Below are 20,712 nucleotides of genomic sequence, written 5' to 3' on the forward strand. Positions count from 1 at the left end.
TTGTCAGAACAGATCGACGAGGTCGTCGAAGATCCGGGTGAAGTGGTCGGCGACGGTGCCTGCCGACGGATTGGCGAGGTAGGCGTCGAGCGAGGCGTTGAAGACCACGATCACGAGATGCAGGACCACGCCCGCGAGCTCGGGGGTCATCTGGTCACCGTCGCGCTCGGAGATCAGCTCCGCGAGCTGAACGACGATCTGCTTGAAGCGAGTGCGGGCCGCGTCCAGCACGTGCTTGTCGGTGGTGAGGACGTGACGGACGAGGACGAGCTCGTCGTGGTCGATGGGCTCGGCATCGAGCACCGTGCGCACCAGCGCGCCGAGATCGCGACCGACGTGTCCGGTCGGACCGCCGCCGAGGAAGGTCTCGAGCAGCTCCGGGTCGGGCTCCTGCTCAGGGCCGAGAACGGCGTCCATCTTGCTCGGGACGTGGTTGAACAACGTCCGCCGCGAGACGCCGACGCGGTCGGCGAGATGATCCATCGTCCAGCCGTCGAAGCCGAACTCGTCGGTCATCTCGAGGGCCGCCCGGTGGATCGCCGCCGCGGCGCCGTTGGCCGGCCGCATCAGAACGTTGCACTTTCTCTCACAGAGTGCATTTTTGCACTCCGGGGGTATTGAGTGCAAAAAATGTGGCCAGGTTCACGTGGTCGCCCCATCCCGGCCGGGGACAGGTCCTAGACTTTGCCCCCATGGGGGCCGGCGTACCTGAAACCACCCGACAGCGGATCCTCGATGCCGCTGTCGAGATGACCACCGAAGCAGGGTGGGCGAGCGTGACGATGTCGCGTATCGCGGAGCGATGCGGGGTCAGCCGACAGACGGTCTACAACGACATCGGCGCCAAGCCGACGCTCGCGAAGTCGCTGATCCTGCGTGAGCTGGAGCAGTTCCTCGCCGGCGTGAGCTCGGCATTCGACGCGGAGGACGACTTCCTCCGGGCGATCCGCCAGGCGACGTACGCCGTTCTCGACCGTGCCCAGGACAACAAGCTGCTGCACGCGGTGGTCTCAGCGACCCATGGCGCCGACACCGAGCTGCTGCCCTATCTGACCAGTCACAGCGAGGGGCTGCTCGGCTATGCGACCGCGATCATCCACGAGCACATCAGGAAGTTCGACCACGGGCTGAGCGACGATCAGGCGGACGCCGCCATCGAGATGACGGTGCGCGTGGTGCTCAGCCATGTCATGCAGCCCACCAAGTCGCCCGACGAGACCGCCGACGACATCGCCTGGCTGATGTCGCGCGTGCTGCGTGCGTGAGCCGGGCGTCTGAGTTACCGGCGAGTTGGGTGGTCACCAGCCCTCGCCTAATCTTCCTGCGGGGAGGTGGACGGATGCGATTGGTCTCGTTGAGAGCGGCGGCCGCGATCGGGGCGGTCCTCGTGGTGACCCTGGCCGCCTGTGCGGGCGAGCCGTCGAAGCCGGGTTCCCCGAGCAGCAGCCCGAGCGTGGAGGCCAGTGAGCCCGCCGCTGAGGAGAGCCCTGTCGCCGACCCGTCGCACGCCGTCGACATGCCCGGCAAGCGCGAGGGGACGCTCCACTCCACCGACCTGCTGATCCTCTCCGAGAAGTCCCTCTCGGCCGGTGACGTCAAGAAGGTCCGCGGCCTCGACGGAGTCTCCGGCGTGGAGCAGATCTCGATGGCCCAGGTCAGCGTCCAGGGGCGACTGGTCAAGGTTGTGGCGGTCGACCCGTCGACCTACCGCAACTTCGCCCCCTTCCAGAGCGCCGACTCCGACGAGGTCTGGCAGCGCGTCGCCGGCGGCGAGGTCGCGATCGACCCCGAGCGCCAGGACGAGCTCCCGGCCAACAAGGACGGCTTCGTGACCCTCGGGTCCAGCAAGGACGCGACCTCGGTCCACGTCGGCGCCTACGCACCGCAGCCACCGGGCCTCGCGGCCGCCGTCGTCAACCACAAGTGGGGCGAGGAGATGGGCATGGAGAAGGGCAACGCGCTCATCGTCTCCACCGCCGCCATCGCCCCCAACCGGGTCGTCAAGCCGATCCAGACGATCGTCGGCGAGGACGTCTCCGTCCAGCGCCTCGACGTCGTCGCGCGCGCCGGCCTGGACCCGAACGCGCCTCAGCAGGCCCACGTAGTCGGCACCGTCGCCGAGGCCGTCGGCAACTACACCTACCGGGCCAACGGCGACGGCACCATCACGCCCGCCGCGAGCTGGGTCAGCTCCCACATCGTGACCGCCCAGGTCCCGATCCTCGGCTCGGTGACCTGCAACAAGGTGATGGTCACGCAGCTGCGTGCGGCGCTGCAGGAGGTGGTCGACCGGGGCCTGGCCAAGACGATCGACCCGAAGCAGTACGCCGGGTGCTACTACCCCCGCTTCATCGCCAACAGCACGCAGCTCTCCAACCACGCCTTCGGCACCGCCGTCGACCTCAACACCGCCGGCAACCAGCGCGGAACCGTCGGCGAGATGGACCGCACCGTGGTGTCGATCTTCGAGCGCTGGGGCTTCACCTGGGGCGGCAACTGGAAGTGGACCGACCCCATGCACTTCGAGATGAACCGCATCGTCAAACCCGGCTAACCCCGGGTTACTGCCCGGCCGCTTGGGTGGTCGGCTCTACGCTGGGCACGTGACGATCCTCGATGACGCCCGCCCGGGCATGGACGACAGCATCCGGCCCCAGGACGACCTGTTCGGCTTCGTGAACGGCACCTGGCTCCGGGAGGTCGAGATTCCTTCCGACCGGTCCAGCTGGGGGCCCTTCGTGATGCTTGCCGACCAGGCCGAGAAGCACGTGCGCGAGATCATCGAGGAGCTCGCGGCATCGGGTGGCGAGCCGGGCAGCGACGCCCAGAAGATCGGTGACCTCTTCGCGAGCTTCATGGACGAGGCGGCGGTCGCCGAGCGCGGCGTACGTCCTCTCGACGGTCTTCGTGCTGCCGTGGACGGCCTCCGCGACGCCGACGACCTGGCGGCGTTCCTGGGCGAGGTCGAGCGGATCGGCGGGCACGGGTTGTTCGGGTCCTACGTCGACAACGACGACAAGCAGTCCGACCGCTACATCTTCAACCTGCTCCAGGGCGGCCTCGGCCTGCCCGACAAGGACTACTACTTCGACGAGAAGTTCGCCGAGGTGCTGGGGAAGTACGCCGACTATCTGACCCGCCTCTACGAGCTCGCCGAGCACCCCGACCCGCGCGCGGCCGCCGAGACGATCATCCGGATCGACACCCGTCTGGCCGAGGGCCACTGGGCGCGCGAGGAGACCCGCGACAAGCAGAAGACCTACAACCTGCTGACCTTCGCCGAGCTGCGCGAGCTGGCCCCCAACTTCAACTGGGATGCGTACATCCGCAACCTCTCCGGCTCGAAGCTGGACACCGACGTCGTGCTCGGCGAGGTCGTCGTCCGACAGCCGTCCTACTTCGCCCACCTCTCCTCCGTGCTCGGCGACGTCGACATCGACGACTGGAAGCTGTGGCTCTACTTCCACGTGCTCCGCTGGGCAGCGCCCTACCTGACCGACGACTTCGTCGAGACCAACTTCGACTTCTACGGCCGCACCCTCAACGGCACCCCTGAGCTGCGCGAACGCTGGAAGCGCGGGGTCGCGCTGGTCGAGGGCGCGATCGGCGAGGCGGTCGGCAAGGAGTACGCCGCGCGCCACTTCCCGCCGGAGGCGAAGGCGGAGATGGACGAGCTCGTGGCGAACCTGCTGGCCGCCTATCGCAAGTCGATCTCCGAGCTCGACTGGATGGGCGAGGAGACCAAGCAGAAGGCGTACGAGAAGCTCGACAAGTTCACGCCGAAGATCGGCTACCCCTCGAAGTGGCGCGACTACTCGGGGCTGACCATCTCGAAGGACGACCTGATCGGCAACGTCTCGGCGGCCTCGGTCTTCGAGACCGACCGGCAGCTCGGCAAGCTCGGCCAGCCGGTGGACCGTGAGGAGTGGTTCATGCTCCCGCAGACGGTCAACGCCTACTACAACCCCGGCACCAACGAGATCTGCTTCCCGGCAGGCATCCTGCAGCGGCCGTTCTTCGCGCTGGACGCCCATCCGGCGGAGAACTACGGCGGCATCGGCGCGGTGATCGGCCACGAGATCGGCCACGGGTTCGACGACCAGGGTGCGCAGTTCGACGGCGACGGCAACATGCAGGACTGGTGGTCGCCGGAGGACAAGGCGGCCTTCGAGGTGAAGACCAAGGCGCTCATCGCGCAGTACTCGGCGCTGTCGCCGCGGGACCTGCCCGGCGAGCTCGTCAACGGTGCGCTGACCGTCGGCGAGAACATCGGCGACCTGGGCGGCCTGACGATCGCGCACACCGCCTACATGCTCGCGACCGACGGCGCCGCCAGCACCGGCGACCGGCAGCGGCTCTTCCTCAACTGGGCCTATGTGTGGCGTACGGTGCGGCGCAAGGAGCAGGCTCGGCAGTACCTCACGATCGACCCGCACAGCCCGCCGGACCTCCGTGCCAACATCGCGCGGAACCTGGACGAGTTCCACGAGGTCTTCGGCACCGTTCCGGGCGACGGCCTCTGGCTCGATCCCGAGGAGCGCGTGCGCATCTGGTGACATGCCCCCGGGTGCGTTTGGTTAATTCTTGATAACAAGGTAAACGAGTTACGCGGGACGGCCGGTTCATAAACCTGCATTGCGGGAAATTGTTCGGTCGAGGACCCGATTTGGATGGAAGGATCCCGTCCAATCCTGGTCCTGATCTCGAGGAGAAACCCCCATGCGTAGATTCGTTCGAACGGCGGGTGCCACCACCGCTGCCGCTGTTGCAGGAACTGCCCTCATCGCCTCTTTCGGGAGCCCAGCCGGCGCCACACCAGCCGACTCCGCCTCCGCCATCACGCCGGTGACTCTGGCGGCCCAGAAGGTGATCGACGACGAGTCGGTCGCGGACCAGGCCGTCAAGGCTCTGGCGAGCAAGCCGTCGACCTGGAAGGTCGGCGCCGGCCAGGAGCTCGAACCCGTGGTGACCCTGAAGGACGCCGACGGAGCCACCCACGTGCGGATGAACCGGACGTACGAGGGGCTCGAGGTCGTCGGCGGCGACCTCGTCGCCCACCAGACCAAGTCCGGCGCGGTCACCTCCGTCTCCCAGGGGCTGACCGAGGTGCTCGACCTCGAGGTGTTGCCGACCGTCACCGGGGCCGCGGCGACCAAGGCCGCCCTGACCCTGGACAAGATCACCAGGACGATCACGGGTCTCAAGGCCGACAAGAAGCACGCGCCCGAGCTCGTCGTCGACGCGGTCGAGGGCTCGCCGACCCTGGCGTGGCGGGTGACCACCACCGGAAAGCACGCCGACGGCACTCCTTCGCGCCTCGCGACCTACGTCGACGCGGCCAGCGGCAAGGTGCTGCGCCGGGTCGAGGGCATCCACACGATCGACGGCGAGGGCAACACCCTCTACTCCGGGACCGTCCCGCTGCAGGTGAAGCAGAACGGCTCGACGTACGAGCTGCGGGACGAGACCCGTGGCGGCACCTACACGACCGACATGAAGAACGCCGAGGACAGCATCTTCTGCACCATCTTCGGGTTCGGGTGCGCGGCTGGGACCGTGGTCACCAGCCCGACCACGACCTTCGGCAACGGCTCCAACGCCGACCGGGCGACCGCCGCGGCCGACGCTCAGTACGGCACGAACGTCACCTGGGACTACTTCAAGAACGTCCACGCCCGGGACGGCATCTTCGGTGACGGATCGGGCTCCTTCAACCGGGTCCACTACGGCAAGAACTACGTCAACGCCTTCTGGGACGGCGAGAAGATGACGTACGGCGACGGTGACGGCGTCGGCTACGGCCCGCTGGTGTCGCTGGACGTCGCCGGCCACGAGATGACGCACGGGGTCACCGAGAACACCTCGGGCCTGGAGTACTCCGGTGAGTCCGGTGGCCTCAACGAGGCGACCTCGGACATCTTCGGGACGATGGTCGAGTTCTACGCCGGCAACGCCGAGGACCCGGGCGACTACCTGATTGGTGAGTCCTTCATCCTCGACGGTGGTGACCCGCTGCGCCGGATGGACAACCCGTCCTCCGACGGCAAGTCGGTCAACTGCTGGTCCTCCTCGACCGGTGGCCTCGACGTCCACTACTCCAGCGGCGTCGGCAACCACTTCTTCTACCTGCTCGCCGAGGGCTCGGGATCGAAGACGTTCGGCGGGGTCGCGCACTCGAGCACGACCTGTGACGGCTCGGCGATCACAGGGATCGGGCGCGAGAAGGCGGAGCAGATCTGGTTCCGTGCCAACTCGACCTACTTCACCTCGACCACCGACTACGCCGGTGCGCGCGCTGCGACGGTGCGGTCGGCGTCGGATCTCTACGGCGCCTCCAGCGCCGAGGTCGCAGCGGTCGAGGCGGCGTGGAACGCGGTGTCGGTGAGCTGATCTCGACAGGCCACGTCAGAGCGGACCCGAAAGTGATGTCCCCTCGACAGACGTCGCTTTCGCCCGCATCGGGTAACTAAAGTACGAATTCGGGCGTGTGGTTATGCCGGTGTGGCGATAGGACGCATACTGGAGATGCCGAGCCGGTTCTGCGGGTCCCCGTGGGGGAGGACCAACAGCGCCGGCTCGGCGTTGCTTTTGGAGTCGTCGTCGGGGTAGTCCGGTAGCGAGCTGCCTATTACTCGCCGGTATTCAGGCAGTTCGCTACCGGACTACCCCGACGCCCCCCATCAATTGGTTCGCAGCGGCTGCTTGTCGCTGGGTATCCTTTGGGCATGCATCTTGGCATCGCTTCCATGCGCTTGCGCTTCGCCGCCTGACGGCGGCGCTGCGAGGCATACTCACGTCGCTGTCCGGCCATCTGCCGGGTAGCTGATCTCGCTTCCCCGGCTCCCGTATGCGAGCTGGAAGTTCATCTTCGTGTCTGTTCAGACCCATCACACCTCTGCCCATCTTCGCGCCGAGGACATCTCGGTCACCCTCGGCGGCCGCCCCGTTCTACGCGGCGTCTCGCTGACCGTCTCCGCGGCCAACCGGTCCCGGCTCGCCATCGTCGGCGAGAACGGCCGGGGCAAGACCACACTGCTTCATGTCCTCGCCGGACTGATCGAACCCGAATCCGGCCGTGTCCAACGGCACGGCAGCCTCGGTATCGCACAGCAGGCGTTGGCCGTACGCCCCGGTGACACCGTCGGCACCCTGACGTCTGCCGCGCTCGCGGAGTCGCACGACGCGCTCCGCGCCCTCGATGAGGCCGCCGCTGCGCTGTCGGACGACCCGATGGACTCCGACGGGACGTACGCCGCTGCGCTCGAGCGTGCGACCGCGCTGGACGCCTGGGACGCCGAGCGCCGGGTGCAGATCGCGCTGGAGGCGCTCGGCGCGTGCACCGATCACGACCGAGCGCTGGCGACGCTGTCGGTCGGCCAGCGCTACCGCGTACGGCTGGCCTGTCTGCTCGGGGCGCACCACGATCTGCTCGTGCTCGACGAGCCGACTAACCATCTCGACGCGTCGGGCCTGGCGTTCTTGACCGACCGGGTCCGGGCGCATGCCGGCGGGGTCGTGGTGGTCTCCCACGACCGGATGCTGCTGCGCGAGGTCGCCGTGGAGTTCCTCGACCTGGACCCGAGCGAGGACGGTCGGCCCAGGACGTATGCCGGTGGGTACGAGGGCTGGCAGGTGGGCCGGCGTCGCGACCGGGAGCGCTGGGAGCAGGACCACGCGGCCCAGCAGGAGGAGCATCGGCGGCTGCAGGACTCGGTGTCGGCGGCACGTGACCGACTGAGCACCGGCTGGCGCCCGCCGAAGGGCACCGGCAAGCACCAGCGGCAGACGCGAGCGCCCGGCCTGGTGCGCTCCTTCAACCGTGACCTCGCCGCACTCGAGGCTCATCGCATCTCCGTGCCGGAGCCGCCGATGTCGTTGCGGTTCCCGTCGCTGCCCTCGGACGTCGGCGGCACGCTGCTGCGGTGCGAGGGGGTGCGCGTGCCCGGTCGGCTGTCCGGACCGGTCTCCTTCGGCATCGACGGCGGCGAGCGGCTCCTCGTCACCGGTCCGAACGGGGCGGGCAAGTCGACGCTGCTGCAGGTCCTGGGCGGCGTACTCGATCCGGCGGAGGGGTCGGTGTGGACCTCGTCCGGGGCGCGGATCGCGCTGGTGGGTCAGGAGGAGCCGGTGTGGGACCCGGGTCTGACGGCGGCGGAGGTCTACGAACGGCACTGTGGGCAGCTGGTCGCCGCCGGGGTGGTGCCGGAGCGGGCGATCCCGTCGCTGCGGTCGTGCGGTCTGGTGGACGCCGAGGCGCGGCGTACGCCTGCCTCGCTGCTGTCCCAGGGGCAGCAGCGACGGCTCGAGCTGGCGCTGCGGCTGGCATCCCTCCCGCACCTGCTGATCCTGGACGAGCCGACCAACCATCTCTCGGCCGGTCTGGTCGACGAGCTGACGGACGCGCTGCGGAACACGTCGGCGGCGGTGGTGGTGGCCACGCACGATCGGCAGATGCTGGACGACCTCGCCGACTGGCCTCGGTTGGCGTTCGACAACTCTGTGGGTGGTGCCTGATAGACCTGTGACCATGACAGATCCGGTGGGCGACGACGTACGTTCTCGTGCTGAGGCGCATCTGCGGGCCCTGGTGGGTCGCGATGACGCCTCGCTGCGTGAGGACCAGTGGTCGGCGATCTCGGCGCTCGCCGTCGAGCGTCGCCGGGCGCTGGTCGTGCAGAAGACCGGATGGGGGAAGTCGGCGGTCTATTTCGTGGCGACTCTGCTGCTGCGCGAGGCCGGTCTCGGGCCGACCGTGATCGTCTCGCCGCTGCTCGCGCTGATGCGCAACCAGATCGCCGCTGCGCAGCGGGCAGGCATCCGGGCGGTGACGATCAACTCGACCAACCCCGAGGACTGGGTCTCGACCGAGGAGGCCATCCACGCGGGCGACGTGGACGTCCTCCTGGTCTCCCCCGAACGGCTCAACAACCCGAAGTTCCGTGACGCGGTGCTGCCTCGGCTGGCCGCCGAGTGCGGCCTGCTGGTGGTCGACGAGGCCCACTGCATCTCCGACTGGGGCCACGACTTCCGGCCCGACTACCGCCGGATCCGTACGCTGCTGGCCGATCTTCCCGTCGGGATCCCGGTGCTCGCGACGACGGCGACGGCCAACGAGCGGGTGACCTCGGACGTCGCCGAGCAGATGGGTTCAGACGTTCTCGTCCTACGTGGCTCGCTGGATCGGGAGTCGCTGCGGCTCGCGGTGGTCTCCCTGAAAGCCCCCGAACAGCGGTTGGCCTGGCTCTCCGACCACCTCTCCGAGCAGCCCGGGTCCGGCATCGTCTACTGCCTGACCGTGGCCGCGACCGAGGAGATCGCCGACTACCTGCGCTCACGAGGTCATGACGTGGCCGCCTACTCGGGCCGTACGGAGCCGGCCGAGCGGGCCGAGCTGGAGGAGTCGCTGGCCGCAGGGAAGATCAAGGCGCTGGTGGCGACCTCGGCGCTCGGGATGGGCTTCGACGCCACCCTCGGGTTCGTGGTCAACATGGGGGCGCCCTCCTCGCCGGTCTCCTACTACCAGCAGGTCGGCCGTGCCGGCCGTGGCACCTCGGATGCCTCCGTCGTGCTTCTTCCGGGCATCGAGGACCGCGACATCTGGGCCTACTTCGCATCGCTGGCCTTCCCTCGCGAGGAGCAGGTGCGCCAGACCCTGGGCGTCCTGTCCGAGGCCGGGCGAGCCTTGTCGACCCAGGCGCTGGAGACGTACGTCGACCTCTCGCGTTCCCGCCTGGAGCAGATGCTCAAGGTGCTCGATGTCGACGGCGCCGCCCGCCGGGTCGGCGGTGGCTGGGAGGCGACCGGTGTCCCGTGGGAGTACGACGCGGAGCGCTACGAGCGGGTCGCCGAGGCCCGGCGCCGCGAGCAGGACGCGATGCTCGCCTACATCTCGACCGACCAGTGCCGGATGCGGTTCCTGCGCGAGCAGCTCGACGACCCCGGTGCTGTCGACTGCGGCCGGTGCGACAACTGCGGTGGCTTCGCGGTCACCTCGTCGGTGTCGGATGGAGCCGTCGAGGAGGCCTCGGCGCGGTTGGCGCGGCCCGGGGTCGTCGTGGAGCCCAAGAAGATGTGGCCCACCGGTCTCGACCGGCTCGGCATCGCGCTCAAGGGCAAGATCAAGCAGGGCCCGCTCGAGGGGCGCGCCGTCGCGCGGCTGACCGATCTCGGCTACGGCCAGGCGCTGCGCGACCTCTTCCGGGAGCCGGCCCAGGACGGTCCGGTGCCCATCCCGCTGGTCAAGGCGGTCGTGGAGGTCCTCGGCGACTGGCGTCCCGTGGTCAGCGGCATCGTCTACGTCGAGTCCTCGACCCGTCCCACCCTGACCCGCGACTTCGCCGATGGCCTCGCGCGCTACCTCCATGTCCCCGTCCTCGGCTCGTGGGCCATCGTCGACCCCGACGTCGGCCCCGGCCAGGGCGCCGCCAACTCCGCTCAGCGCGTCGCCGCCGTCGGCCGCCGCTTCTCCTTGAACGCCGAGGTCCCGCCCGGCGCCGACGTACTCCTCGTCGACGACCGCGTCGCCACCGGATGGACCGTCACCCTCGCCGCCCGCGCCCTCCTCGACGCCGGCGCCGCCACCGTCCACCCCCTCGTCCTCGCCACCACCACCTGACCCACCGTCGTTGGTCGAGCCGCCGGAGCCGCTAGGTGGAGGCGTGTCGAGACCAACACAGTCGACTCGAGCGCCGGAGGGGACTGTGTTGGCTCGACACGATCGCTCATCCGAGGATCTGAACGAAGTGGCCCTCGACCAGCGCGGCGTTCAGACCGCGGGCCGAACGATGCCGTGGTCGTACGCGAAGACGATGGCGGCGGCGCGGTCGCGGAGGTCGAGCTTGGCGAAGATGCGGCCGATGTGGGACTTCACGGTCAGCTCGGAGATGACCAGCCGTTCGGCGATCTCGGAGTTGGTCCAGCCGGAGGCGAGGCCACGGAGGACCTCGAGCTCACGGTCGGTGAGCTCGGAGACCTCGACCGCGCTCGACGGCGACGGCGCGGCGGCGGAGCGGTAGGTGGCCAAGACGCGGCCGGTGATGGCCGGGTCGAGCCAGGCGTCGCCGAGGGCGACGGCGCGTACGGCCATGACCAGCTCCTCGGCGGGTGAGTCCTTGAGGATGAAGCCGGCGGCCCCGGCGCGCAGGGCGCCGGAGACGAGCTCGTCCTCATCGAACGTCGTCAGCACCAGCACCGGCGGTGCCGACGGCAGTGCGCGCACGAGACCCGTGGCGGTGATCCCGTCGACCTGCCGCATCCGCAGGTCCATGACCACGACGTCGGCCGGGTTGGCCTCGAGAGCCGCGACGACCTCGGAACCATCGGCGCACTCGGCGACGATCTCGAGCCCGTCGCGCCGGCGCAGGATGCGGCGCAGGCCGCTGCGTACGAGCTCTTGGTCGTCGACCACGATCACCCGGATCGGCGCGGCGGTGTTGCTGGGAGCGGGGTTGACCGGCGTCATGCGAGGGCCTTGCGTACGAGACAGTGCGGCGGGATCACCAGGTCAACCTTCCACATCGACTCCTCGGCTCCGGCCGACAACCGGCCGCGGAGCTGCTCGGCACGGGCGGCCATGCCGGCCAGCCCGGATCCCTCCCCGATACTCACACCGACCCCGCGCCGGGCGCCGACGAGCGGGTTCTGCACGGAGAGACGTATGCCGTCCGCGACCGCCAACGTGACCGAGACCGGTGCGCCGGGAGCATGCCGGATGGCGTTGGCGAGCGACTCCTGAAGGATCCGGTAGATGCCGAGCCCGACGCCGGCGTCGATACGGGAGAGATCGCCGGAGGAGGAGAACGTGATCGTCTGACCGGCGCTGCGACCCTCTTCCACGAGCCGGACGACGTCCGCAGCTCCGGGCAGAGGGGCCGTCCCGGCGCCGTCGGCCGACAGCACCCCGATCGACAGCGCCCCGATCGTACGGCGGATCTCGGTCATGGCTCGGCGCCCGATCGTCTCCGCCTCGGTGAGCGCGGAGACCGCCTCGTCCGGGTCGTCGCCCTCCGCGACCGCGCGTCGAGCGGCGGTCAGGTGGAGCAGGGTGATCGATAGCGAGTGCCCCACCAGGTCATGGATCTCGCGGGCGATCCGGGTGCGCTCGGCCTCGGTGGCACGTGAGTGCTCCTGCTCGCGCGCGAGCCGCTCGGCGCGCAGGGCCCGCATCTGGGCGAGGATCAGCAGCCCGAGGATCCAGCCGACGAACAGCAGCAGGAAGTGGACCCCGACGCCGCTGGGGGTGTCCGTGGCGAAGACCCCCATGATCACGGCCGATGCGATCGCGTAGAGGGTGCCGGTCTTGAAGCCTTCACGGACGACCATCTCGAGGGCGAGCGGAACGAGCACGGCCGGCGCGAAGTCGTGCTGCGGCCAGAAGCCCGTCGCGGGCTGGGACATCAGCCAGGCCGAACCGGCCAGCGTCGGCACGAGGTCGACGACCCACATGTGGTGCTTGAGCCATTCGCCGTTGTTGGGGATGAAGAAGATGCTCAGCGACGGGACGGTGATCACCAGCCCGGCGAGCACCATCTCGCCGGCCGCCTCGCGCTGGAGGACTGCGACGGTGACCATCGCGACGAGGCCGGCGGCCGACAGCAGCGGCGCCCACCAGGGGATGTCGAGGTCCTTGCTCCGTACGCGTCCCTCCAGGAAGTCGCGCACGTCGCGAGCAAGGCTCTGGACACTCATGTCATCCAGTCTAGGAACGCGTGACCTGGGTCGCATCCGACCGTGGCAGGTGGACGTCCTGCTACCAGGGTAGGAACCCAGGTGCCTGCCAGCGTCCGATGTCTGGGGGCCGATGCGGGCAATAGCGTCGTGATCACCCAGCAAAGAGGACGGTGAACACAATGACGTGGACGCAGACCCATGAGCGGTTCCGGTTGCTCAACGAGGCGGAGGCGGAGCTGCGTAGCGGCTTCGCGCGCCGGTTGCCGTGGTCGCCGGAGTATGCCGAGGCATTCGGCACCCCGGAGCGCCTGGCCCAGGCCCTCCGCCATCGTTGGCGGATCCGCTTCCAGGCGCAGCTGGACCCGTCGCTGTCGCAGGAGGAGTACGAGGCGACCTTCGCCGATCTGCTCGCCGACCTGGCTCCGCTGATGGGCCGGATCGGCACCCACGAGTTCAGCGAAGAGCTGACCGATGCCTCCGCTTGAGACCTCACCGCTCGAGAGACCGCGGTCGTACGCCCGGTGGGCGCTCTCCCACGGGATCAGCCGAGCGGTGCTGAGCTCCGCATCGTGGCGCGGCGACCCGCTCGCGGAGCTGATGTGGTCACGCGTTCACTGCCCGTCGGGTCAGCTCGACGGCGGAGACGGTCACCGCCGTCGCCGGTGAGCTGCTCGACCAGATCCGCCCGCCATCGTGACCGTCCGCGAGGCCTATGCGGCGACGAGCGTGGCGGGCGTGGATGTCGCCAAAGGCACTGCTGTCGCCGTGGTCCTCGGCGGAGCCAACCGCGACCCTGCGGTCTTCGTCGACCCCGACACGTACGACATCACCCGACCCGACGCCGACCAGCACCTCTCCTTCTCCGCCGGGACCCACTTCTGCCTCGGCGCCAGCCTCGCCCGCCTGGAGGCCCGCATCGGCCTCCGTCTGTTGTTCGAGCGTCACCCGTCCCTCCGGGTCGCAGGCCAAGGCGTACGCCGCAGCACCCGCGTCCTCCGCGGCTACGCATCCCTGCCCGTCGCCCTGTGAGCCGTGGTGTACTACTCCTACTGAGGCACCCGCCGGGGGTGCGTACGGAAGCCTCGGGAGGGCGGACCATGGGTGACAACGGTCAGGTCAGCGTCGACGCCATGCGGCTTGACGCAGCGCGGCAGAACCTGAACGACCAACGCGAACGCGTGTTGGAGGCGCGGAAGCATCTCGCTGATCCCGTTGGCGGCATGTTCGGTGGTTCTTCGCGAGGCGAGTGGCTGGGAGCTGTGGTCCGGAAGGGGCACCAGAACATCGACAGTTCCCTCGGGGACACCGCTAAGGGTCTGCATGAGACCAGCGAAGCGATCCACGACGCCATGGTCGCGATCGAAGGGGCTGACGTCGACGCTGCGGTCAATGCGCAGAAGTTCGCCAATGCCGTTGCGCTGATGAGCAACCCATTGGTCATCTTCAACAAGAACCAAGGCCCCGGTAAGTACCTCGCGATCTGACTCTGACCACGGAGTCAGAGCAGTTGGAACGTCGGCAGCACCTTGGCGATCAGAGCGTCCGCTCCTTTCCGGTCGAGGCTGGTCTTGGACAAGTCCCAGTTGATCTCGATGAGCTTTTCGCCGTCCTTTGTGCCGTAGCTGTCGTTCCAGGTGCGCCCGGTTTCATACTGGAAGTGATAGAACACTGATCCATCGACGGTGACGTCAGGGAGACGCTTGAGGTTCTCAGCGCCGTCCCCGACGAGTATGTCTTTCTCGTACCCGGCGGCCTTCTCGAGATCTCCCGGTCCGAGGGCGCCCGATAGGAAGGTCCCGAATCCAGCGGACGACCCGAGGTCATCTTTCGGGGCGACCAGGGACACGGTCCACTTCCCCGCCTGCTCGGTCGTCCAATCCGGCGGGATCTGGACCTGAGCCTCCTCGATCGCTGCGACCTTCCAATCCGCAGGAACAGGCGACTCGCTGGGTGAAGCCGACGGTGTGGTCTTCGGGTCCGTGGTTTCGGGAGAATTGCCGCTGTCGCCTGATGATGCGCAGCTTGCACCGGCGAGTGCAACGGACAGGATCAATGCGGCCATGGCGCTCGCCCGGGACATCGTCATGGGGCAGACTCTAGAACAAACCACCGCGCAGGCCGGGTGTGATGCCCAGCCAGTCGTACACATGCATTGGGATCGAGCGGTCCCTCAACCAAGCCCTCGGGAGGGACAATGGCAGTCAAGGGTCAGTGGATGCTTCGGCTAAGCGATTACGTGCGGGGTGGAGACATCGCTGCTATCGAAGCGATGCTCAGGAGCTGGGAGGGGGCCCGGGACAACTTCAACGGCGCTGGCAAGACGATGCTTGACAACGCGGGACGTGTCGAAGACGGCTTCTCGGAGACGTCGCTGTCCGGCCAGGCCGCGCGGCGCGACATGGAGACCTCGGGCAAAGAGACCAACAAGAAGCGCGATGTGCTCAAGGACGCGATCGACGCACTGTGGGTCGTCCACGCCAAGTTGTACGAGGCGATGGAGGCGCACAAGCGGCTCGAGGCCACGTTGCCCGACTCTCACAATCCGGTCCCGCCGGAGTCGTCCTTCAAAACGAAACCTGGTGGTGGCACGTCGGCCGCCGAGGCGACGGCCAACCAGCAGGAGTACGCAAAGGCCAAGCAGGACTACGCCAAGGATGAGGCGGCAATCGCCGATGCCGAGCGTGAAGCTGCGCAGAGGGTTCAGGCCGTCGATGTCTCCGTCGATGAGGCCGAGCCAAAGGTACGTGCGTTGTACGACGACGGCAGCGACTCCAACGCGCTGCCCCCTGGAACCTCGTCACAGCCGGGCTCGGCGAGCCAGGTCGCAGCTGCACAGGCGCGCGCGACGAAGTACAACTCCGGCACCCTCTACACCGACGGCTGGGGCCACGAACTGATCGCTCAGGAGAAGGCCAACATCGAAGCGCACAAGGCCGAGAACAAGCCGGAGTGGAACGGCACCGATTGGGTCAACGCCGACGGGACCCGTGCCCCGGCGACCTCGTACGCGATGGTCGAGACCGCTGATGGTCTCGCTCCGCTGAGCGGCGGTGCGGGTGGGATGTCCGCCCTCGCGATCGCTGGCGGCGGTGCACTCCTCACCGCTGGCGTGGCCAAGGCGATGGCCAGCAGGTTCGGCGGGGGCGCCGCAAAGGCCGCCACTGCCGGCGCCGCCTCGCGTTCAGCCGCCACCAGGTCGGCAGCCGCCAAGGCGGGCACCGCCGGTGCCCGTGCGGGAGCAGGCGCTGGCGCTGGTGCCCGCGGTGCGGGTGCTCGTGGCGCTGGAGCGGCGGGCGGGCGCGGCACAGGAGGCGGCGCCCGTGGCGGTGCTGCTGGTGGACGCGGCGCTGCCCGCGGCGGCGCTGCCGGCCGAGGAGCGGCCGGCCGAGGAGCGGCCGGTGCAGGCAGCGGCCGCGGTGGCAAGAAGCGGGACCAGAACGGTAGCCAGAACCAAGAGTGGGAAGCCGACTACACCGACGACTGGACCGAGACCGCAAGCGACGTCCTGGACCCCAACGCATCCCGCGGTTGGGCCCCGAAAACGACTCAGGGCGACGACTCTGGAAACGACAAGACCGACCGCAAGTAGTAGCTGCAGGCCAGTTCGACCCGGCGCAGGCGCGCCCTCATCCATCGTGCCTGCGCCGTTGCCGTTCGACAATCCTGTCGCTACGACGACCAGCGCTTCCTGGCTCGGTCTTCCTTGTGCCCGTCCTGGGTTCGATCACTGCCGTCGAACTAGCCCTTCGGGTCGGGCTGGCCTAGTGCCATGGTCCGGCGGTGTTCGCTCGAGACACAGTTTCGTGCCTCACCTTGTCGCTGAGGCCCGACTACTGCTCATCGACCTGAATGTCGAACTTCACGTCAGTTCCGTCGACCTCTGTCACCTGCACGTTCACTCCGAGCTCGTCCGACCCTGCGGTGAGCGTGCACGTCATAGTCTCGCCGACCTTGGCTGAGAGATCCCCTGGGCACTCGATCTTGTCAGGCTTCTGTCCTACCTGAGCCTCGAGTCGCTGGGAAACCGTCTTCTCGACCGTCTCCTGCGACACCGTGACGCCACCGCAACCGGAGAGGCCAAGCGTGAGGACCGCAGTGAAGGCATATGCAGTGGCGGTGCGACGGAGCATAGTTGGGCCTTTCAATCCGAGATGCCTAGCGTGCGTCACCCTACAATCGTGTTCGTTGGTTTGTCTCGGGTGGCTCGCTGAACGGCGTCATTCTCGAGATTCTCGTGCTCTGAGTGTTTGAAGTTCAGAAGTTCGGGTAGAAGGCGGGTATCAACCTGATCGGAGGACGCTGTGACCGGCTACGAAGTAACCGTCGATGATTTGCGACGGACTGCAGGCAAGTACGACACGCTGAAGAGCGACTTGGGGTCGTCACGTGTCCCGGAGGCACAGCTCTCTCCGGACGTCCTTGGTCACGTCGAGTTGGCCGGTTGGCTTACCGCCGTCATGGAGCAGGTTGGGAACGCGCACGTCGCGCTTGGCGATGGCCTCGACACCCTGAGCACGTTCCTGACAGGGAAAGCCGCTGACTATGAGGACGCCGACGAGCGAAGCGCTCAACAGATGACGTCCGGGCCGTGGGGGCCTCGTCCCTTTACCCCGGGGCAGAGCTCGTCGTTTCCGTACGGGACACCAGTGCAGCCACAACCCTTCCCCTACTTCCCCACGTCTGGCTCTGAGGGGAGCTTTCCCTCCCCTAAGGAGAACTGATGAGTCTTCCAGACGGCGCCGAGCTTGGTAGCACCACCGACAAGACAGCCCTGATCAAGGGCGATAAGCGCTCCATCGCCGAGCGGGCTGCTGCGCTCCACGCGGAGGGTAGGCGCGTAGTTGGGATCCTTCAGAGCATCGAGGGTATGGCGATCCCGACTTGGCAGGGGGGAGATGGCAAGGCGACGTATCTTCGGGGCCGATCTGCCGAGGTCAAGAAGTGGGAAGCCTATCGAGACTTGCTCAAGGCCTCTGGAGACAGTCTGAACTCATATGCCGACGCGCTTGGAGTCGCACAGGAGCGCGCACAGTCTGCGATCGACAAGTGGGAGGAGGGCGAGAAGGCGACCAGAGATGCGACGACCACATACAACGATCAGGTCGCTTCATATAACCAGTGGGTCGAGCAACAACGATGCAATCCGGCGTCGTCCCCATCGTTCGGCCCCGCGCGTCCTGAGACCTTCGTCGACCCCGGGGAGAAGATTCGCGAAGAGGCCAAGGAAGTGCTCAAGGATGCGCGTGAATCACTCGACAAGGCTGGCCTCTCGTGTGTTCGAGAACTTGGGGGGCTACCCGGGGCCAAGACGGAACATGGGCAGATGAAGCATGCGGAGTTTGAAGCCAAGGGTCCCAAGGTCAAGTGGGGAGCGTGGTCCGACACGTTCGGCCAAGGGATGGGCAAAGACGATCTGCTTGGGCGGGAAGGCTCGAAAAAGCCACCGTTCGAAATCAGTCTGGGGTCGGTCGAAGGGAAGCTTCGCGCGTGGGGCTATGAGGGAAAGGTCGAAGACTACTGGGGTGACGTCAAGGTCAACGCCGAAGGCAAGGTGATCGTCGGTGAAATCGCGGGCAAGGCATCGGCCAAGATCGTTAGTGACGGGATTGAAGCCGAGGTCGGCGCGAAGGCCACAGTTGTCCGCGTCGAAGGAAAAGCTGGTGCCGAGTATGGCTACGCCGAGGTCAAGGCGGAGGCCTCCGCAGAGGTCGCCGCTGAAGCCAAAGGAACGGCCAGCGCCACCCTCTCCGAAGGCGTGCACGTTGGTGGCGAGGCGTTCGCGGGCGCGAAGGCTGATGCGAAGGTAAGCGGAGACGTCGCCGGTGTCGGAGGAACGGCGGGTGTCGAAGGGTGGGCGGGTGTCGGTGCGGCGGCAGATGCAGAGGTCGGCTGGGACGACGGCAAGGTCACAATCGGCGGCGAGTTGGGTGTTGGCCTCGGACTCGGTGGCAAGGTTGACCTAGACATTACGATCGACGCCAGAGAGGTGGCCGATGCTGGTGGAGACTTGGTCGATGCGATTGGAGGGCTGTTCTGATGCTTGAGGCATTCCCCATTCCAATACAATTCAGGATGCCGAACGACGAGTGGATCCCAAGTGATCCATCCGAACTCGGAATAACAAACGCTGCTTTTGTGGCCGTCAGGCGTGGTTTCCATGACGGTTACACGCCCGTGCTGACCGTCTCGGGCGGATGGCGAACCGATAGCGCTTCGCTCCAGCAGATCGCGGATGAGTCGCTGGAGGTCCTTGAGCAGGATGCGACCGATGTGGAACTCGTCAAGCGAACAGAGGTAGGTACAGCGCATGCTCCTGCTGTCGCACAGTCTCTTGCTGGAACGGCGAAGTATGAAGGGCGTCGATTCGACCTTCGCCGATTCCAAGCCATCACCGCGATCGTCGATGTCAACGATCCATCCGAGCGATTTGTCATCACCTACTCGTTAACATGCCTCTTCAGGCAGTCGGAACAGATGAAGGACGAGTTCCAAGAACTTATGAGCACCGTCCAGGTGCTTGCCGCGGCTGGCGGTGGCGAAGCAGATCGAGGGTCTTAGCGGAGCAGTATTACAGCGCCGATGACGACACCCATCAGCACAAGCAAGACCAGGGTCCCAAGGCCTATAAAGAGACCAACCTTCTCGATCGAGCCCCGTACTTGCCGGTAGCCTAGATCCGTTGCGGCGGAATCAATCAGTGCGCGGCCCTCCTCGGAGTTGAACTTGAAGTCCACGACCTTGCTGAACTCGCCCTCTTCGTTGAACGCATACGTCCGATTGAACGAGACTTTCTTGATGCGCCCAATCTCTCTACTCGCCTCGTAAGAGATTCTGGGAGTGCCTGCGATCCATTCAACGGTTCTCGCGTCGTCTGTCACCGAATAGGTGCCGGTCTCTGGGATCGAAACGTGATGGATAAAGGCGTGCTTGAGTCCCGCCTTGTTGAAGAGGCCGAACCAGGTCGCATCAGCCACGTCTAACTCCACGTCGAATCCCTTTTCGGTAGGGACCACCTTGTACGGAGTATTTGCCGCTGCCTGCTGGACGCGCGCGAACAGTTCGTACGCGTTTGGAGGCATGATCTGATCGGTCACAGGGACAGCAAACCACATTTGAGCAAGCGGTGAGGAAGACCAGCCCGCCCGAGAATCTGTCTGAGATGGCGCGGTTGATCGCCATGCGTCCATGAAACCACGTCTGCTTTGGCTTGCGACGGGGTTGCATCCCTGGCTGTTAAGCAGGCCTCGTGGACGTACGCCGGGTCGTTCTGTCCTACGAGGTCGCGGTCGCGGAGGATGGTGAGCGGGGCGCGGGCGGGATCGGCGCAGACGTCGGTGAAGGAGAGGTCGGCTTCGGCTAGAGAGTCGGGGTATTCGATCTGGAGCACGTGGCCGCCGTAGACGTCCGTGTAGGCGGCGCACTCGGAGTAGGCGCCACATTCCTCCACTACGGCGAAGTCGAAGCCGAGGTCGTCGTGGGCAGGGCGGGCGGCTTCGGCGGCGTTCTTCTGGGCGACCGCCAGACCTAGGTCGTGGGCGGCGGTGACATATGCCGAGGCCAGGTCGAGGGCGCCGTCCTTCGAGATCGTGTCGAAGCGGGTCCAGGTGTCGAGATTGTCGATCTCGATGGCGTCGAAGCCCGCCTCGGCACATCCGCCGATGACCGGGGTGATCACCTCGAGGATCGACGCGCGGGCCGAGGCGGTGGAGGGATCGAGGATGAGCTCGTCTGGCCAGTCGGGGTCGCGTACGGGACTGCCGGAGCCATCGCGGAGAAGTGCCTCGGGGTGATCGGACCAGTCGGACCCGGGCTGGGCCTGGAAGCCGTTGACGTAGCAGACGTTGTAGGCGCCCTCGAGCGGGGCGGCGGAGGCGTCGCGTACGACGACGTCGATCGGGGTGCCGTCGGAGAGCTGATCAGAGGTGCCGCCGAGCTGGTAGTCGAAGACACCGTTGGTCGGTGGGAGTGCGACATTCGCCGCAGGGTCAGCAGCTGGAGGGGAGCGGCAACCCACGAGGGCGAACAGAGCCACGAACAGCACGA

Annotated in this window: 21 protein-coding genes; 14 read left to right on the forward strand and 7 right to left on the reverse strand. The window is 67.1% G+C overall.

Annotation, left to right across the window (positions count from 1 at the left end; translation table 11 throughout):
• Positions 1-3: 3 nt before the first annotated feature.
• A complete protein-coding gene (locus BJ988_RS24915; RefSeq protein WP_179660539.1) occupies positions 4-567 on the reverse strand; it encodes a TetR/AcrR family transcriptional regulator in 564 nt (187 codons plus the stop codon).
• A 125-nt stretch (positions 568-692) separates the two neighbouring features.
• On the opposite strand from BJ988_RS24915, the gene BJ988_RS24920 reads away from it, so the two are divergent.
• From BJ988_RS24920 to BJ988_RS24945, 6 genes are all read left to right on the forward strand, one after another.
• Positions 693-1,265, forward strand: coding sequence for a TetR/AcrR family transcriptional regulator (locus BJ988_RS24920; RefSeq protein WP_179660540.1), 573 nt, complete (start codon positions 693-695; stop codon positions 1,263-1,265).
• A gap of 74 nt (positions 1,266-1,339) precedes the next feature.
• Positions 1,340-2,554, forward strand: coding sequence for a M15 family metallopeptidase (locus BJ988_RS24925; RefSeq protein ID WP_179660541.1), 1,215 nt, complete (start codon positions 1,340-1,342; stop codon positions 2,552-2,554).
• A gap of 49 nt (positions 2,555-2,603) precedes the next feature.
• Positions 2,604-4,556 carry a M13 family metallopeptidase gene (locus tag BJ988_RS24930; RefSeq protein WP_343051782.1) on the forward strand — a complete coding sequence of 651 codons (1,953 nt, stop codon included), beginning with the start codon at positions 2,604-2,606 and terminating at the stop codon, positions 4,554-4,556.
• 163 nt (positions 4,557-4,719) lie between these two features.
• A complete protein-coding gene (locus BJ988_RS24935) occupies positions 4,720-6,390 on the forward strand; it encodes a M4 family metallopeptidase (protein WP_179660542.1) in 1,671 nt (556 codons plus the stop codon).
• A gap of 480 nt (positions 6,391-6,870) precedes the next feature.
• Entirely contained in the window at positions 6,871-8,514 is a 1,644-nt protein-coding gene (locus BJ988_RS24940) for an ATP-binding cassette domain-containing protein (protein ID WP_179660543.1), read from the forward strand.
• A gap of 13 nt (positions 8,515-8,527) precedes the next feature.
• A complete protein-coding gene (locus BJ988_RS24945; protein ID WP_179660544.1) occupies positions 8,528-10,615 on the forward strand; it encodes a RecQ family ATP-dependent DNA helicase in 2,088 nt (695 codons plus the stop codon).
• 150 nt (positions 10,616-10,765) lie between these two features.
• Here BJ988_RS24945 and BJ988_RS24950 read toward each other — a convergent pair whose 3' ends face one another.
• Both BJ988_RS24950 and BJ988_RS24955 read right to left on the reverse strand, forming a co-directional pair.
• Positions 10,766-11,461 carry a response regulator transcription factor gene (locus BJ988_RS24950; protein WP_179660545.1) on the reverse strand — a complete coding sequence of 232 codons (696 nt, stop codon included), beginning with the start codon at positions 11,459-11,461 and terminating at the stop codon, positions 10,766-10,768.
• Positions 11,458-12,687, reverse strand: a complete 1,230-nt coding sequence (locus tag BJ988_RS24955) for a sensor histidine kinase (protein ID WP_179660546.1) — start codon at positions 12,685-12,687, stop codon at positions 11,458-11,460. Before BJ988_RS24955 ends, BJ988_RS24950 begins: the two co-directional genes overlap by 4 nt.
• 161 nt (positions 12,688-12,848) lie before the next feature.
• Between BJ988_RS24955 and BJ988_RS24960 the strand changes: the two genes are divergently transcribed.
• From BJ988_RS24960 to BJ988_RS24975, 4 genes are all read left to right on the forward strand, one after another.
• Positions 12,849-13,154: a hypothetical protein gene (locus BJ988_RS24960; protein ID WP_179660547.1), complete on the forward strand. Its 306-nt coding sequence runs from the start codon at positions 12,849-12,851 to the stop codon at positions 13,152-13,154.
• Positions 13,141-13,335, forward strand: a complete 195-nt coding sequence (locus BJ988_RS24965) for a hypothetical protein (RefSeq protein ID WP_179660548.1) — start codon at positions 13,141-13,143, stop codon at positions 13,333-13,335. The genes BJ988_RS24960 and BJ988_RS24965 overlap by 14 nt, the downstream gene beginning before the upstream one ends.
• A 27-nt stretch (positions 13,336-13,362) precedes the next feature.
• The gene (locus BJ988_RS24970) at positions 13,363-13,698 is read left to right on the forward strand and encodes a cytochrome P450 (RefSeq protein WP_218861098.1); all 336 of its coding nucleotides are present in this window, start codon (positions 13,363-13,365) and stop codon (positions 13,696-13,698) included.
• A gap of 68 nt (positions 13,699-13,766) precedes the next feature.
• A complete protein-coding gene (locus BJ988_RS24975; RefSeq protein WP_179660549.1) occupies positions 13,767-14,153 on the forward strand; it encodes a hypothetical protein in 387 nt (128 codons plus the stop codon).
• A 14-nt stretch (positions 14,154-14,167) separates the two neighbouring features.
• Here BJ988_RS24975 and BJ988_RS24980 read toward each other — a convergent pair whose 3' ends face one another.
• Positions 14,168-14,755: a hypothetical protein gene (locus BJ988_RS24980; RefSeq protein ID WP_179660550.1), complete on the reverse strand. Its 588-nt coding sequence runs from the start codon at positions 14,753-14,755 to the stop codon at positions 14,168-14,170.
• 183 nt (positions 14,756-14,938) lie between these two features.
• Here BJ988_RS24980 and BJ988_RS24985 point away from each other — a divergent pair, with 183 nt between their 5' ends.
• Positions 14,939-16,258, forward strand: coding sequence for a hypothetical protein (locus BJ988_RS24985; RefSeq protein WP_179660551.1), 1,320 nt, complete (start codon positions 14,939-14,941; stop codon positions 16,256-16,258).
• A 241-nt stretch (positions 16,259-16,499) separates the two neighbouring features.
• On the opposite strand, the gene BJ988_RS24990 is transcribed toward BJ988_RS24985, so the two are convergent.
• Positions 16,500-16,799 carry a DUF4333 domain-containing protein gene (locus BJ988_RS24990; RefSeq protein WP_179660552.1) on the reverse strand — a complete coding sequence of 100 codons (300 nt, stop codon included), beginning with the start codon at positions 16,797-16,799 and terminating at the stop codon, positions 16,500-16,502.
• Between the two features lie 171 nt (positions 16,800-16,970).
• Between BJ988_RS24990 and BJ988_RS24995 the strand changes: the two genes are divergently transcribed.
• From BJ988_RS24995 to BJ988_RS25005, 3 genes are read left to right on the forward strand one after another with little or no spacing between them, the layout of a single operon-like run.
• Positions 16,971-17,390: a WXG100 family type VII secretion target gene (locus tag BJ988_RS24995; protein ID WP_179660553.1), complete on the forward strand. Its 420-nt coding sequence runs from the start codon at positions 16,971-16,973 to the stop codon at positions 17,388-17,390.
• On the forward strand, positions 17,390-18,706 hold the full coding sequence (locus BJ988_RS25000) for a putative T7SS-secreted protein (protein ID WP_179660554.1): 1,317 nt from the start codon (positions 17,390-17,392) through the stop codon (positions 18,704-18,706). Before BJ988_RS24995 ends, BJ988_RS25000 begins: the two co-directional genes overlap by 1 nt.
• A 35-nt stretch (positions 18,707-18,741) precedes the next feature.
• Positions 18,742-19,227 carry a hypothetical protein gene (locus tag BJ988_RS25005; RefSeq protein WP_179660555.1) on the forward strand — a complete coding sequence of 162 codons (486 nt, stop codon included), beginning with the start codon at positions 18,742-18,744 and terminating at the stop codon, positions 19,225-19,227.
• Here BJ988_RS25005 and BJ988_RS25010 read toward each other — a convergent pair.
• Both BJ988_RS25010 and BJ988_RS25015 read right to left on the reverse strand, forming a co-directional pair.
• Positions 19,224-19,763, reverse strand: a complete 540-nt coding sequence (locus BJ988_RS25010) for a hypothetical protein (protein ID WP_179660556.1) — start codon at positions 19,761-19,763, stop codon at positions 19,224-19,226. The two genes, BJ988_RS25005 and BJ988_RS25010, sit on opposite strands and share 4 nt — an antisense overlap.
• On the reverse strand, positions 19,760-20,710 hold the full coding sequence (locus BJ988_RS25015; protein WP_179660557.1) for an endo alpha-1,4 polygalactosaminidase: 951 nt from the start codon (positions 20,708-20,710) through the stop codon (positions 19,760-19,762). Before BJ988_RS25015 ends, BJ988_RS25010 begins: the two co-directional genes overlap by 4 nt.
• Positions 20,711-20,712 lie beyond the last annotated feature (2 nt).

The organism is Nocardioides panzhihuensis (assembly GCF_013408335.1).
GTDB lineage: Bacteria > Actinomycetota > Actinomycetes > Propionibacteriales > Nocardioidaceae > Nocardioides > Nocardioides panzhihuensis.